Consider the following 14,414-nt stretch of genomic DNA (forward strand, 5'->3'; position numbering starts at 1 on the left):
ATAAAATACTAGGAAATAATTTATTAATGAATATTCAGATTTTTATAATTAAAATATTATTAATAACTTTTTTATTGACTAGTTGTTCATTTTTAGGCAATAAAAATTATAATTCTAATAATATAGATGAATTTTATTTAAGTTTAAGTGAGTTTAAAAAAAATTATAAAGGCATGACAAGAGAACAAATAATTTATATTTTTGGAACGCCAATTATTTCTGATTCTTTTAGCGATACCTATCATTATATTTTTTGCGAAAGATTTAAAAAAGATATATGTAAAAAAACAACATTGAACATTTTTTTTAAAAAAGATAAAGTTTTTTATTTTAGTGTCGAATAATTTAAATAAATTTTAATTTTCAAAACTTTTGGAGCTGGCGGGATTTGAACCCGCGTCCAAAATTTCTATAAATAAAGATATTACATGCTTAGTTTTTCTTAATGTGCAGTTCTTTTCCTAATTTAGAAAAACGCATTTTAGGAATATATCTTAAAAATATTTTTTTCGTGTTATTATTAAGCTTTATTTTCACGTTTTCTCTTTAATTAGTGACCTTTAATAATTTCTCGCTATAAAAGAGATAATATTGAGAATAAAGGGCATAAAACAGTTTTTTAAGCTGCTAATGCGTAGTTTTGTTTATTATTTGTAGCTATTTTTTTACGGCTTTTTACGAGGCAAACCGTTCCTCGGCATGCACTTTATTTGTTTGATAATTTTGTCGAATCCAAAACAGCCCCATACAATTAAAATATAAAGATAAATAAAATATTTAATTTATTAGTATTACAAAAAAAAATAAAGTTGTCTATAAAATATTTTCAAAGTATTTAAACTTGAAAATTTGTTTTAATATCCTTAGATTGATGAATTTCAAAATGGAGCAAAGTATGGATATAATTAAAAAAATAGAAAATCAAATTAAAAACAATATTATTTTAATTTACATGAAAGGCACGCCAGATGCTCCTAGTTGCGGTTTTTCTGCTCAAGCTGTACAAGCTTTATCAGTATGCGGGGAAAAGTTTGCATATGTAGATGTTTTAGAAAATGAAGATATTAGAAGAGAATTACCTAAATATGCAAATTGGCCGACATTTCCCCAGTTATGGGTAGATGGCGAACTTATAGGAGGTTGTAGTATTATAATGGAAATGTTGCAAGATGGAGAGTTGCAGAAGTTAATATCTAAAACAATGAGTAAATATAAATAATAAAATTTAATTTATAAAATTATTTTAATAAAAGATATGATATTATAATAATACATTATTATTAATATCATATCCTTTGATAATATTAAAATTATATAACAAATAAAAATTATTTTTTTACATTCATTGGCCATCCGCCTAAGTGTTTCCAGCGATTGACTAACTTACAAAAAAGATTTGCAGTTTGTAATGTATCATAAAGCGCAGAATGAGCTTGGTTATTATCAAATGTTAATCCAATAGCTTTACATGCTTTTGCTAATACTGTTTCTCCAACAACTAATGCACTTAGTGTTGCTGTGTCAAATGTAACAAATGGATGAAATGGATTATGTTTAATTTGAACTCTTTGTATTGCAGCCATCAAAAAATTATGATCAAAACTAGCATTATGTGCTACTACAATACTTTTTTTACAACCTTCTATTTTTATTCCCTTATTTACTGTTTCTAATATTGATTGAATAGCTAATTTTTCACTAATAGCACCACGTAATGGATTAAATGGATCAATTTTGTTAAATGCAATAGCATCAGAATTAATAATAGAACCTTTAAAAGGTTTAATATGGAAGTGAAGTGTGTTTTCTGTGTGCAACCATCCTAATTTATCCATTTTTAATGTTATCAATGCAATTTCTAATAATGCATCAGTTTTTGGATTAAAACCAGCTGTTTCAATATCAATAACAACAGGATAAAAATTTCGAAATCGATTACTTAATAGATTAAATTCTTGCGTTATAGACATTTACATCTCATTTAAAAATTGTCGTTTTGATTTAATAAATTTAATTTTTTTAATATGTATATAGTTGAAATACTATTTTTATATATTTATTATGATTCTTGTTTATTATTCAATAATTGTACTATAATTTAATACAATATTTAAAATGAAATTTTTTAATTTAATTTTTATATACATCGTATATTTTAATAGGAAAATAAAATGAGTTATTTTTTACCTTCTCTGCCATATTCATATAATTCATTAGAACCTTATTTTGATCAAGAAACAATGAAAATTCATCATACAAAACATCATCAAAATTATATTAATAATACTAATGCTATTTTAACAAATACAGCTTTTTCTTCTCTTTCTATTGAAGAGCTTATGTCTATATTTAATGAAATTAGTTTAGAAAATAAAAATGTACTGCGCAATAACGCTGGTGGACATATAAATCATAGTTTTTTTTGGAAATGTTTGAAAATCAATACGATATTAAATAAAAATATCAAATTAGAACTAGAAAAAAGTTTTGGAAGTTTTGAGTCTTTCAAAAACCAATTTGAAGACATTGCTATGAAGCATTTTGGTTCGGGTTGGGTTTGGTTAGTTAATCAAAATGGAAAACTTAATATAGTATCTACTATTAATCAAGATAACCCATTAATGGGAAAACTAATATCAAATACTTACGGTGATCCTATTTTAGGTTTAGATATTTGGGAACATGCATATTATTTAAAATATCAAAATAGAAAACTAGATTATATTAAGGCATTCTGGCATGTAGTAAATTGGGATGAAGTAGATAGTCGTTTACAAAAATAGAATTTTTTATTAATTATATTTTAATAAATAAAATATTTAAATTTTATATTTTAAAACATATAGTATATATTATTATATGTTTTAATAAAACATTAAAAATATTAAAAGGTTATTTTATTTGAGTAATATTAAAATGATTACAGGATTATCTAATCCTAAAAATACATATCATAATACACGTCATAATCTAGGTTCTTGGTATATTTATGCTTTAGCAAAAAATTTTAATGCATTGTTAAAAGAAGAAAAAAAATTTTTTGGATTTATTACTTCTATTAATATAAATTCAAATAATATTCGTTTGTTTATACCTAATATTTTTATGAATATTAATGGTAGTGCAATATATAAAGTAGCTGCATTTTATAATATCAATCTAAATGAAATATTAGTAGCACATGATGATTTAGATTTAGAGTGTGGCATATCAAAGATCAAATATAGTTATGGGCATAGTGGTCACAATGGTTTAAGGAGTATTATAAATCATTTTAATAAAAAAATAAATTTTTATAGATTTAGAATTGGCATTAGTCGTCCAAAAAATCAAAAAGAAATATCATCTTTTGTACTTTCATATCCTACAACGGAAGAAGTTAATTTAATTAATACGTCCATTCAGTATGCTGTAAAAGAAACACTTATATTATTAAGTAATATTTCTTAATTAAATCAGAATTATTTTATCATTTTAATATAGAATCAAATTGTTGATTTTAAGGTATATAAATATGGGTTTTAAATGTGGTATTATAGGGCTTCCCAATGTAGGCAAATCTACTTTATTTAATGCCTTGACCAAAGGAAACTCTACTGTTGCAAACTTTCCGTTTTGCACTATTAAACCAAATATTGGAATAGTTTCAGTTCCTGATATTCGTATCAATACACTGTCTAAAATTATTTGCCCAAAAAAAATAGTAAACGCATATATAGAATTTGTAGATATTGCTGGTTTGGTTAAAGGCGCATCTCAAGGTGAAGGTTTAGGTAATCAGTTTTTAAGTAATATTAAAGATACCCAAGCTATCGCACATGTTGTACGTTGTTTTAAAGATGATAATATTAGTCATGTTTATAATGAAATTAAACCTAAAAATGATGTAGATATAATCAATTCTGAGCTTATATTATCTGATTTCCACACTTGTGAAAAATCTATATTAAGATTACAAAAAAATCTAAAACATAACACAAAAGAGATCGAAAAAAAATTAATTGTTTTAAATAAATGTATAAATCATTTAAAAAATTTTTTAATGTTGAAAACTTTAAAATTAAGCAAAATAGAAAAAAAGATAATTAGTGATTTTCGGTTTTTAACTTTAAAACCAACAATGTATATTGCAAATATTAATGAAGATAAAGAATCTTTAATTTTTTTAAATGAATTAAATGAAATAGCAGAAAAAGAAAATTCTTTAGTAATTCCAATTTTTTCTAATTTAGAACTAGATTTAGTTAATATGAATACAAAAGAACAAAAAGATTTTATGAAAGCCTTTAATATAGAATACTTAGGATTAAATAAAATTATTCAATGTGGTTATCAAATACTTGATTTAATAACTTTTTTTACAGTTGGAGCTAAAGAAATTCATGCTTGGCCTATATCTAATGGTAGTACAAGTGTTCAGGCGGCGCATAAAATTCATAGTGATTTTAGTAAAGGTTTTATTCGCGCCCAAATTATTAAGTACTTAGATTTTATTCAATATAAAAGTGAAATTAAAGTTAAAGAAGTAGGTAAATGTAAAATTGAAGGAAAAGATTATAAAATGCAAGATGGTGATATTGTTAATTTTTTATTCAATATTTAAAAAAATTCATGATTTAAAAACTTATTATATTTCATTAATTTATTATTCTCTTTATTAGAGAGGAGAAATAATCCTCTCTAATTTTTTATATATCTAATAAAAATTTTTTTAATTTATTAAAATCTGGATTGATATTATAAGACAATAGTGGTAAATTAACTCTATTTTTAATTTCATCTGGTAAAGTAATACTATTTTTTAAAATTTTTTCAACAGTATCTTTAAACTTAGATGGATGCGCAGTGCCTAAAAATAAACCGTATTCATCTTTTTTTAATTGATCATTTAGTAATCGGTATGCAATTGCAGCATGTGGTTCAGAAGTATATCCTAGTTTAAAAAGTTCTTTCATCGTTTCTTCAGTACTTTTATCTGATACGCTTCCAAATCTTAAATCATCTAAATTCCAGTTATTTCGACGAAACAATTCTTCAATTCTAGGCCAATTATTTGGCTGACTAATATCCATAGCATTAGAAATTGTAGATATAGTTTTTTTCGGTTTCCATTCTTTATTTTTTAAAAATCTTGGAACAGTATCATTTACATTTGTACATGCTATAAAAGACTGAATGGGCAAACCCAGAGATTTTGCTAGCAATCCAGCTGTTAAATTTCCAAAATTTCCACATGGAACAGCTATAACTAAATTTTTTCGTTGTGTTTCTGAAATTAATGAAAAAGCTTCGAAATAATAACATATTTGTGCTAATAAACGACTTATGTTAATAGAATTAGCAGAATTTAAACCTATTAATTCTTTTAGTTTTTTATCATCAAAAGCTTTTTTTACTAAATCTTGACAATCGTCAAAACTTCCATTAATTGATATAGTTGTTATATTTTCACCTAAAGTACAAAATAGTTGTTCTTGTAATAGACTAATTTTCCCCTTTGGATACAAAATGATTACTCGAACATTTTTCATTTTATAAAATGCATGTGCAACTGCAGCCCCAGTATCACCTGATGTTGCAGTTAAAATAGTAAATAATTCGTTTTTTTGATTTAGAGAAAATATCATTTGAGCCATAAAACGGGCTCCAAAATCTTTAAATGCTAATGTTGGGCCATGAAATAGTTCAAAACAACTGATATTTTTTTTAATTGAAACTTTTAATGGCTTTTTAAAGGAAAATGCTTTTTTTACATGTTCATACAATGTTTTTTTAGATATTTCACTATCAATAAATTTAGAAAGTATTTCAGTGCTTCTTGTAATAAAATCCATTTTGAGTATTTCTGATAATTCAAAAGGTGTAATAGTTGGTATATTTACTGGAAAAAACAATCCTTGTTGTTCTCCCAGTCCAAGTTTTATAGCAGTTTCAAAATTAACTTGTTCGCTATGGTTTTTTAAATTATAAAGTTTCATTTTTTATCCTATTTTTCTAGCACCTTTTGTATCTATATAACAAATATGAACAAATCCTGTGTTATTTTGTAGATAATTTTTTGAAAGCCATAAAGATACTTTTTCAGCAATTTTAATGTCTTCTGCAACGGCAAAAACAGTTGGTCCCGAACCAGATATACCGAAACTTATCGCACCTAATTTTTTAATTTCTTCTTTACTTTCAAAAAAATTTGGTAGTAATTTACTACGATATGGTTCCGCTATAAGATCTTTCATACATCTTGCTGCTAAATTAGATTGTTTGCTATATGATGCATGAATAAAACTAGCTAAATAACGACTATTTTTGATACAAATGTCTTTTGTATATTTTTTAGGTAAAATTTTTCTTGCTTCTGCGGTAGATAATTTAATTCCTGGCCAAGCTACTATCCAAAACCAATTGTTGAAATCTGGTATTTTTTGACTAATTATATCAGACTTTTCTAAAATTAATTGAAGACCTCCAAGATAAGATGGAGCTACATTATCATAATGAATACTTCCTGATATTTCTCCTTCTACCTCGCCCATAAGTAAGAGAAGTTCCTTTGAATTTAATGGATTGTCAAAAATTTCATTAATTGCAACTAAGGTAGCAACAATTGAACAAGCGCTAGATCCCAGTCCTGATCCAATTGGTAAATTTTTTTCTAGAATTATAGAAACTGGAATATTTTTTTTTATTATATTGCAAAATTTATACCAACATTTCCAGACAATATTTTGTTCATTATTTGTAGGTAACTGATTAGAAAAAATTCCTTTATTAAGTAATTGAAAATTTTCTGATAATTTTATTGTTATGCAATCACCTAATAAATCACCATTTATTGGTTTAATGGCTGCACCTAAAATATCAAATCCAACTCCAACGTTACCAATAGAAGCTGGTGCGTAAATTTTAATCATTACTGTACTCCACACTGACGTTTATAATATTATACGTAGTAGGTCAGAAAATACTCCAGAGGCAGTAACATTATTACCAGCACCATATCCTCTTAATACAAGAGGGATCGGTTGATAATAATTTGTATAAAATGTCAGTGCATTTTCACCATTTTTAACTTTATATAATGGATTATTACTATTGATTTCTTCAATTTTTACTGAACATTTTCCTCCTTTTTCTATTGTTCCAACAAAACGTAATACCTTTCCTGAGTTTTTTGCTTTTTTTACTCTTTCTATAAAAATTGCATCCATTTCTTTAAGTTTATATAAAAACTCTTCGGTGTTGTGATATTTTTTAAAATGTTCAGGTAATATCGGTTCAATTTCAATATCTTTTAGTTCTATTTCATATCCTACTTCACGCGCTAAAATTAATAACTTTCTAGCAACATCTATACCTGATAAATCATCACATGGATTTGGTTCTGTAAAACCTAAATCTTTAGCTTGTTTAGTAGCATCTGATAATAAAATATTTTCTTCTAATTTACCAAATATAAAAGATAGAGATCCAGATAATATACCTTTAAAGCAAATGAGATTATCACCTGTATGAAATAAATTTTGCAATGTTTGTATTACAGGCAATCCTGCTCCAACATTAGTTTCGTATAAAAATTTTTTATTTTCTTTTAATGCAGTATTTCTAATTTTATTATAATATTCTAACGAACTAGTATTAGCTTTTTTATTGGATGCAATAACATGTAATCCTTTTGAAATAAAGTTAACATATTGTTTAGATAAATTTTCATCAGAAGTGCAATCAATCACAACAGAATTTAAAAAACAATTATTTTTTAACGATTTGTTTAAAATCTCAAGATTAAATTTTTCTTTTGACTCTTTAAAATATTTTTCCCAATGTTTTAAATCAATACAGTTATTTAAAAATAATATTTTTTTAGAATTGGCAATAGTACGTATTTTAATTTCTATATTTTTATTTTCTAAAAATTTTTTTTGTTTTAATATTTGATTTATTAATGATTTACCTACTCCACCGATGCCAATTAAAAAAACATTTATAATTGTTTTATTATAAAATAATTCATCGTGAATAGTTTGCATACTTTGTAAAATATTCTTTTTTTTGATTACTACCGATATAGAATATTTTGACGACCCTTGTGAAATTGCAAGAACATTAATTTTAGATTTTCCTAAAGAAGAAAAAATTTTTGAAGTAAGATTAGATTTTTGAAAAATATTAAAACCAATTATAGATAATATAGATAAATTTCTAATTATATTAATATTATTTAATAATTTTTCTTTTAATTCTAATTCATATAATTGGTTTAGTAAAATCATTGTTCTTTTTGTATCTTTTTCTAAGATACAAAAATTAAAATTATTTTTTGATGATGATTGAGTAATTAATATAATATTAATATTTTCTTTTTTAAGTATATCTAATATCTTTGAAATTAGATTATTGTTTTGCTTGATCAAATCACCAGACACTATAAACATTGCAATATCATCTATATTAGTAACACTTTTTAGCATGTTTTCATTGGAATTATTTTTTTGACAAATTAATGTACCTTTGGATTTAATATTCGAAGTGTTTTTAATAATACATGGTATATTGAAATCTTTAAGTGGTTCAATAGTTCGAGGATGCAATACCTTAGCTCCAAAATAAGACAGTTCCATTGCTTCTTCATATGATATTGATTTTAATAAAAAAGTATTAAATATTTTTCTTGGATCTGCAGTAAAAACACCGTCAACATCTGTCCATATTTCACATAACTTTGAATTTAAACAACAAGCTAATATTGCTGCAGAATAATCTGATCCGTTACGTCCTAATATTACTAATTCACCTTTGTTATTACCAGCAATAAAACCTGCCATTAAAATAATATTATCATTTTTGATATTTATTTTACTAATACATTTTTTAGATGCATTTATATCTACTTTAGAATTTAAAAAACTTCCTTTAGATATAATATTTTCAACAGGATTTATAATAGTAACTTGATGAAATCGAGATATTAATATATTTTTCATAATCTCAATTGAAAGTATTTCCCCGCGAGACATTATAATAGCTTGTATATTTTCAGGGTATTTTTTTAACGATGCAAAATTATATATAATGTTTTGTAATTGATTAAATTCTGTTTTAATTATTTTTTTTGTTTCTTCATATAAAAAGTTAGATTGTATTTTTTTGATATTTTTTATGATTTCAATACATATCTTTTCTGAAAGTTCAATTTGTTCTAACGCTTGATTGATGTTAATATTATTTTCAATAATATTAACTAGATAGTTAGTTATTTTAGCTGGAGCAGAAAGAACTATCGCAACTTGTTCATGATTTTTATTTTTTTCTATAATATCAGCTACACATAAAAATTTTTTTGCATTAGCTAATGAAGTGCCACCGAATTTTAATAGTTTCATATTTTATGAATCCTTAAATTTATTTCATAAAAAATTTATATTATTTATAATAAATTTTTATTAAAATATATTACTCATAAATTATATACGAGTTCATTTATAACAAATTAGAATAGTTACTCTATTGAGATAAGATTGTAAATAGATATTAATATTCTTGTGTAATACCTTGAAAGGTAAAATTAATAAATGTTTTTAAAGTAATTTAATTATTTTATTAGGCAGTTTTTAATAAGAATTAGATTTGTAATTGAAAATATATTTAAATTTTTTTATTATTAGTATAACTTATATGTTATTAATTTTATCATAAATTTAGTTTATTTTTTTTAAATAATATTAGATGAAATAATTTATTATTAGAAATTTTTTTATATTTATAAAATTATTTTAAATTATAAAATTTTTTATTAAAATATTTATGTTGATATTTTAAAAAATATATATTTTAAGATATAAAATGAAATAAAAAATAATTATATGTAGTATTTAATTAGTATTACAATAATTTTTTATAAAATAATAATTATTATTGTAATGTTTAAAGAAATAAAGATTTGAATTTTTAATTTCACATTAAAAAAATTATTTTTGATATATTCTTTTTTCTTTTAATACAGATCAATTAGATCATTTTTAGTATAATAAAATGTAATTTAAATTAAAAATTTAGTTAATATTATGAAACATACTATTAAAGTTATTTTTTCTGAAAAAGAGTTAAATGTACGTGTTCGTGAATTAGGAGAAGAAATTACTAGAAAATATAAACATAGTAAAAACAAAATGATATTAATCGCTTTATTACGCGGTTCGTTTGTATTTATAGCAGATTTGTGTCGTAATATTACAATTGAACATGAAGTTGATTTTATGACGACTTCTAGTTATGGACGTGGCATTATATCAAGTGGCGATGTAAAAATTATCAAAGATTTAGACGAAGATATTTATAATAAAAATGTATTAATTGTAGAAGATGTCATTGATTCTGGAAAAACTTTAAGTAAAGTATTGGGTATTTTAAAATTAAGGAATCCAAAATCTTTATCAATTTGTACACTTTTAGATAAGCCTGAATGTCGTGAAGTAAATATTAATATTGATTTTATAGGTTTTTCTATACCTGATGAGTTTATAGTAGGTTATGGTATAGATTATGCTCAATGTTATCGTTATTTACCATATATTGGAAAAGTTGTATTTCAGAAATAAAAGCATTTTTTAATTTAGTAATATAAATTTTTCATTGTCAATTAAACGAGTATTACCTAACCAAACAGACGCAAGAATGATATTTTTTTTATTTTTTTTAGAAAAAAAATTTAATGTTTTTAAATTGTATACATTAAATATATCAACTAGAAATCCTTTTTGTATTAAAGATTGTTTTGCGAAATCAATCGTTTCATGTAATTTATTTCCATTATTTTTTATGATAATATTTATTGTTTTTTTTATAGTTTTATACAAAAAAGGCGCTTTCTTAAGTTCTAAATTATTTAAATATCTATTTCTTGAACTAAAAGCCAATCCATTTTTCAATCGAATTGTAGGCATACTAATTATCTTTATTGGGTAGTTTAATTCTTTAACAAAAGTTTTTATAATTAATAACTGTTGATAATCTTTTTCCCCAAAAAATGCAAAGTTTGGCTGTATTAAATTAAACAACTTTCCAATTATTGTTGTTACTCCTGTAAAATGTCCAGGTCGTGATTTTCCTTCAATAATTTTAGATAATTTAGGTACTTCTATATATGTATGCATGTTTATACTATTTGGATAAATTTCGGGTGTTTCAGGTGCAAATAAAATATCTATTTTTTCTTTTTTTAATATTAAGTAATCTTCTAAAAAAGTTTGAGGATAGTTTTTTAAGTCTAATGTATTATCAAATTGCATAGGATTAATAAAAATACTTACGATAACAATATCTGCATGTTTTTTAGCTAGTAAAATTAATTCTATGTGACCTTTATGTAAATTACCCATCGTAGGTACTAATCCTAATGTTTTTCCTTTTTTCTTAAAAAATTGAATTTTTTTATATAAACAATCTATTGTTTTTATTATATACATAATAGTCCTATTTAATGATATTTGAATTTTTCAAAAACTATATTTTTTATTAGGAAAAATACCGTTTTTTACTGCATTAATATATGCTTTAATTGCATTTTGAATACTACCGTTATTTGAAAGAAAATTTTTTGTAAATTTTAATTTTTTCCCTTCAGTAATTCCTAATAGATCTTGCATTACCAATATTTGTCCGTCGGTTTGATTTCCAGCTCCTATTCCAATAACTGGAATAGATAATCTTTCAGTAATTTCTTTTGATAGTTTTGCAGGAATACACTCTAATACCAGCATTTTAATTCCCGCTTCTTCAAGTAATAAAGCGTCTTCTATTATTTTATTTGCATCTTTTTTAGTTTTTCCTTGAATTTTATATCCACTTAAATAATCTATATATTGCGGAGTAAGTCCTATATGTCCACATACTAGTATTGAATTGCGAGATAGTTCTTGAATAATATGAATTAAATTTTTTCCGCCTTCTATTTTAATCATATTAGCACCAGATTGAATTATTTTAGAGGTATTTTTTAATGCTTGATTAATGTCATAATAAGACATGAATGGCAAATCAGATATTAAGAAAACATTAGGCGCGCCTTTTCTGACTGCTTTTGTATGGTATTCAATATTTTTAACTGTTACAGGTATTGTTGAGTTATGTCCTTGAATTGTCATACCGAGAGAGTCGCCTACAAGTATAACTGGAATGCCTTCATTCGCAAATAATTTAGCAAAGCTAAAATCGTAAGCTGTAATTGCAGCAAATTTATTTTTTTTATTTTTCCAGTTTTGTAATGTAGAAATATTAATATATTCCATATTAGACCTAATTATTGAAAAGTTAATGTTTAAATATAAATTAATTGAAAGGATACTCGAGATAATTTAATATATCAATCGAATATCCTAATCTATATGTATTAACCAGCCATTTGTTTTTCTCTAATTTCTGCTAATGTTTTACAATCAATACATAAACTTGCAGTTGGTCTGGCTTCTAAACGACGTATTCCAATTTCAATTCCACAAGAATTACAATAACCAAAATCATTATTTTTTATTTTTTTTAAAGTCATTTCAATTTTTTTAATTAATTTTCGACTTCTATCTCGATTCCGTAATTCTAAACTAAATTCTTCTTCTTGTGCAGCTCGATCAATTGGATCTGGAAAATTAGTCGATTTATCTTGTATATAGAGTAGAGTATGATTGACTTCAAATTTTAGTTGATTTTTCCATGTTTCAAGAATTGTTTTGAAATGTAACATTTGACTTTCATTCATATATTGTTCATCTATTTTTTTTTGATAAGGGCTTAATCCAGCAATAGAAAGAACATTTAAAGAAGATTTTTTTTTTTGTTTTTCTTTTTCCATAGTTTTTTCCTATTAAAAAAATTCATATCAAATTTAAAAGATATTATTCTTTAGAATAATAAATATGTATTATAAATAATTTATAAACATTTTATATGTAATATATTTATTTTTTATAAATAATTTTTATCAGTACAATATTTTATTATAAAATTATTTAATCCTAATTTTAACACAAACTTTAATTAAATATCTTTTTATAAAACTATAGATTTATAAATTGAAACTTGGTCTAACTACTTACCTATAAATAAGGATGATTTTAAATGATAGAGAAAGAAGTAAAAAAATTTGCTTTAGGAGTTGAATATCATGGAGAATATTATCATGGTTGGCAACGTCAAAAAAACTATTCTTCTGTTCAAGAGGAAATAGAACGATGTTTATCTAAAATCGCAAATCATAAAGTTAACGTTATTTGCGCTGGAAGAACTGATTCCGGTGTTCATAGTATAGGGCAAGTAATTCACTTCAAAACTACTTCTATAAGAAGTCAGTACGCTTGGACAGTAGGGGTAAACACTTATTTATCTAAAAATATTTCAATAAAATGGGTTAAAGAAGTTCCTATTCATTTTCATGCACGTCATAGTGCTATTAGACGAACTTATCGCTACCTAATATATAATGATATTTGTCGTTCTAGTATTTTATATAAACAATCGAGTCATATTCATAAAAAGTTAAATATTTCTAAAATGTACTCTGAAGCACAGCATTTACTAGGTAATCATGATTTTTCTTCCTTTCAAGCATTAGGATGTCAATCATATTCAGCTCGAAGGGAAATCACAAAAATAAATGTTTATCGTATTCATCATTTCGTTGTTATTGATATTACAGCAAATTCTTTTCTTTATCACATGGTGCGTAATATTGTTGGTTCTTTAGTTCAAATTAACTCTATAAATAAAGAAAATATTATGAAAAATTTATTGAAAAAAAAAAATAGAAGTTATGCAGGTCCTACCGCTCCAGCTAAGGGTTTATATTTATTATCTGTTCAGTATCCAGCATGTTTTAACTTACCAAAATCTGAAGATATTTTATTAAAACAAAATAATAATTTTTTTAGATAAAATACACTTTAAGAATTTATTTAAATTTTTAAATAAAATATAATTTTTCTAAATAAAAAATTTTTATATCAATAAGGTCTTAAATGTATATGAATAAAAAAAATAAAATTATTAGAAAAAGTTTTTATTCTAATATTAATTTTAATAATTTTTTATGTTGTTTTTATATATGAAGATTCATTATGTAATTAATGACAAGGTATAGTATTTTCCTGCTTAAACATATAGTCAAATAATAAACTTATAACTAGACAGTTTATTTTCTCAAAAAGAAATTGAAATTTTTTATAAGTACAATGTGTAAAAAAATTAATAAAATTATGCTTCCTGAAGAATATAAAAGATAAGATAAAAGTATAAAACTTATACACTGGTCTTTTAATTCATAGATATTCATGAAAGTGAACTTCATATAAAATTAGCTTTTAATAGAAATTTTTATTAAAAATTCAAAACATTGAAAATTGTCGTGATTTTAATTTGTTTCGATTAGA

At 23.7% G+C, this 14,414-nt stretch carries 14 protein-coding genes and 1 other RNA gene; 7 read left to right on the plus strand and 8 right to left on the minus strand.

Annotation, left to right across the window (positions count from 1 at the left end):
- The first annotated feature begins 26 nt into the window (after nucleotides 1-26).
- Complete coding sequence (locus tag D9V63_RS00940; RefSeq protein WP_158368559.1) at nucleotides 27-344, plus strand: outer membrane protein assembly factor BamE; 318 nt, start codon at nucleotides 27-29, stop codon at nucleotides 342-344.
- Nucleotides 345-372: 28 nt separating this feature from the next.
- On the opposite strand, the gene ssrA is transcribed toward D9V63_RS00940, so the two are convergent.
- Nucleotides 373-745, minus strand: a transfer-messenger RNA (tmRNA) gene (gene ssrA, locus D9V63_RS00945).
- A gap of 150 nt (nucleotides 746-895) precedes the next feature.
- Between ssrA and grxD the strand changes: the two genes are divergently transcribed.
- The gene (gene grxD, locus D9V63_RS00950) at nucleotides 896-1,219 is read left to right on the plus strand and encodes a Grx4 family monothiol glutaredoxin (protein WP_158368561.1); all 324 of its coding nucleotides are present in this window, start codon (nucleotides 896-898) and stop codon (nucleotides 1,217-1,219) included.
- Nucleotides 1,220-1,328: 109 nt separating this feature from the next.
- Here the strand turns inward: grxD and rnt are convergent, their stop codons facing one another.
- Nucleotides 1,329-1,970, minus strand: a complete 642-nt coding sequence (gene rnt / locus D9V63_RS00955) for a ribonuclease T (RefSeq protein WP_158368563.1) — start codon at nucleotides 1,968-1,970, stop codon at nucleotides 1,329-1,331.
- 201 nt (nucleotides 1,971-2,171) lie between these two features.
- Between rnt and D9V63_RS00960 the strand changes: the two genes are divergently transcribed.
- The 3 genes from D9V63_RS00960 (at nucleotide 2,172) to ychF (ending at nucleotide 4,603) form a co-directional block, all read left to right on the plus strand.
- Nucleotides 2,172-2,783, plus strand: coding sequence for a Fe-Mn family superoxide dismutase (locus D9V63_RS00960; protein ID WP_158368565.1), 612 nt, complete (start codon nucleotides 2,172-2,174; stop codon nucleotides 2,781-2,783).
- Between the two features lie 133 nt (nucleotides 2,784-2,916).
- Entirely contained in the window at nucleotides 2,917-3,450 is a 534-nt protein-coding gene (gene pth, locus D9V63_RS00965) for an aminoacyl-tRNA hydrolase (protein ID WP_158369273.1), read from the plus strand.
- Nucleotides 3,451-3,514: 64 nt separating this feature from the next.
- Complete coding sequence (gene ychF / locus D9V63_RS00970) at nucleotides 3,515-4,603, plus strand: redox-regulated ATPase YchF (protein WP_158368567.1); 1,089 nt, start codon at nucleotides 3,515-3,517, stop codon at nucleotides 4,601-4,603.
- An 85-nt stretch (nucleotides 4,604-4,688) separates the two neighbouring features.
- Here ychF and thrC read toward each other — a convergent pair whose 3' ends face one another.
- The 3 genes from thrC to thrA are packed head-to-tail and all read right to left on the minus strand — an operon-like array spanning nucleotide 4,689 to nucleotide 9,380.
- Entirely contained in the window at nucleotides 4,689-5,978 is a 1,290-nt protein-coding gene (thrC, locus tag D9V63_RS00975; RefSeq protein ID WP_158368569.1) for a threonine synthase, read from the minus strand.
- A gap of 3 nt (nucleotides 5,979-5,981) precedes the next feature.
- Nucleotides 5,982-6,911 carry a homoserine kinase gene (thrB, locus tag D9V63_RS00980; protein ID WP_158368571.1) on the minus strand — a complete coding sequence of 310 codons (930 nt, stop codon included), beginning with the start codon at nucleotides 6,909-6,911 and terminating at the stop codon, nucleotides 5,982-5,984.
- Between the two features lie 21 nt (nucleotides 6,912-6,932).
- Nucleotides 6,933-9,380, minus strand: a complete 2,448-nt coding sequence (thrA, locus tag D9V63_RS00985) for a bifunctional aspartate kinase/homoserine dehydrogenase I (RefSeq protein WP_158368573.1) — start codon at nucleotides 9,378-9,380, stop codon at nucleotides 6,933-6,935.
- A gap of 681 nt (nucleotides 9,381-10,061) precedes the next feature.
- Here thrA and hpt point away from each other — a divergent pair.
- Nucleotides 10,062-10,595, plus strand: coding sequence for a hypoxanthine phosphoribosyltransferase (hpt, locus tag D9V63_RS00990; RefSeq protein ID WP_158368575.1), 534 nt, complete (start codon nucleotides 10,062-10,064; stop codon nucleotides 10,593-10,595).
- A 9-nt stretch (nucleotides 10,596-10,604) separates the two neighbouring features.
- Here hpt and panC read toward each other — a convergent pair whose 3' ends face one another.
- The 3 genes from panC to dksA all read right to left on the minus strand — a co-directional run bounded on the left by panC (nucleotide 10,605) and on the right by dksA (nucleotide 12,841).
- Entirely contained in the window at nucleotides 10,605-11,462 is an 858-nt protein-coding gene (panC, locus tag D9V63_RS00995; protein WP_158368577.1) for a pantoate--beta-alanine ligase, read from the minus strand.
- Between the two features lie 30 nt (nucleotides 11,463-11,492).
- A complete protein-coding gene (gene panB / locus D9V63_RS01000) occupies nucleotides 11,493-12,284 on the minus strand; it encodes a 3-methyl-2-oxobutanoate hydroxymethyltransferase (RefSeq protein WP_158368579.1) in 792 nt (263 codons plus the stop codon).
- Nucleotides 12,285-12,385: 101 nt separating this feature from the next.
- Complete coding sequence (dksA, locus tag D9V63_RS01005) at nucleotides 12,386-12,841, minus strand: RNA polymerase-binding protein DksA (RefSeq protein ID WP_158368581.1); 456 nt, start codon at nucleotides 12,839-12,841, stop codon at nucleotides 12,386-12,388.
- 266 nt (nucleotides 12,842-13,107) lie between these two features.
- Here dksA and truA point away from each other — a divergent pair, with 266 nt between their 5' ends.
- Nucleotides 13,108-13,920, plus strand: coding sequence for a tRNA pseudouridine(38-40) synthase TruA (gene truA / locus D9V63_RS01010; RefSeq protein WP_158368583.1), 813 nt, complete (start codon nucleotides 13,108-13,110; stop codon nucleotides 13,918-13,920).
- The last annotated feature ends 494 nt before the right edge of the window (nucleotides 13,921-14,414 follow it).

This window comes from Buchnera aphidicola (Aphis nasturtii) (genome assembly GCF_005083345.1).
In the GTDB taxonomy this organism is placed as follows: Bacteria; Pseudomonadota; Gammaproteobacteria; order Enterobacterales; family Enterobacteriaceae; genus Buchnera; species Buchnera aphidicola_R.

Excerpts from the sequence above, each read along its gene's own strand:
- grxD (WP_158368561.1), top strand. The coding sequence starts at position 896 with ATGGATATAATTAAAAAAATAGAAAATCAAATTAAAAACAATATTATT.
- pth (WP_158369273.1), top strand. The coding sequence starts at position 2,917 with ATGATTACAGGATTATCTAATCCTAAAAATACATATCATAATACACGT.
- hpt (WP_158368575.1), top strand. The coding sequence starts at position 10,062 with ATGAAACATACTATTAAAGTTATTTTTTCTGAAAAAGAGTTAAATGTA.
- thrA (WP_158368573.1), bottom strand. The coding sequence starts at position 9,380 with ATGAAACTATTAAAATTCGGTGGCACTTCATTAGCTAATGCAAAAAAA.
- D9V63_RS00940 (WP_158368559.1), top strand. The coding sequence starts at position 27 with ATGAATATTCAGATTTTTATAATTAAAATATTATTAATAACTTTTTTA.
- rnt (WP_158368563.1), bottom strand. The coding sequence starts at position 1,970 with ATGTCTATAACGCAAGAATTTAATCTATTAAGTAATCGATTTCGAAAT.
- panB (WP_158368579.1), bottom strand. The coding sequence starts at position 12,284 with ATGGAATATATTAATATTTCTACATTACAAAACTGGAAAAATAAAAAA.
- ychF (WP_158368567.1), top strand. The coding sequence starts at position 3,515 with ATGGGTTTTAAATGTGGTATTATAGGGCTTCCCAATGTAGGCAAATCT.
- D9V63_RS00960 (WP_158368565.1), top strand. The coding sequence starts at position 2,172 with ATGAGTTATTTTTTACCTTCTCTGCCATATTCATATAATTCATTAGAA.
- thrC (WP_158368569.1), bottom strand. The coding sequence starts at position 5,978 with ATGAAACTTTATAATTTAAAAAACCATAGCGAACAAGTTAATTTTGAA.
- thrB (WP_158368571.1), bottom strand. The coding sequence starts at position 6,911 with ATGATTAAAATTTACGCACCAGCTTCTATTGGTAACGTTGGAGTTGGA.
- panC (WP_158368577.1), bottom strand. The coding sequence starts at position 11,462 with ATGTATATAATAAAAACAATAGATTGTTTATATAAAAAAATTCAATTT.
- truA (WP_158368583.1), top strand. The coding sequence starts at position 13,108 with ATGATAGAGAAAGAAGTAAAAAAATTTGCTTTAGGAGTTGAATATCAT.
- dksA (WP_158368581.1), bottom strand. The coding sequence starts at position 12,841 with ATGGAAAAAGAAAAACAAAAAAAAAAATCTTCTTTAAATGTTCTTTCT.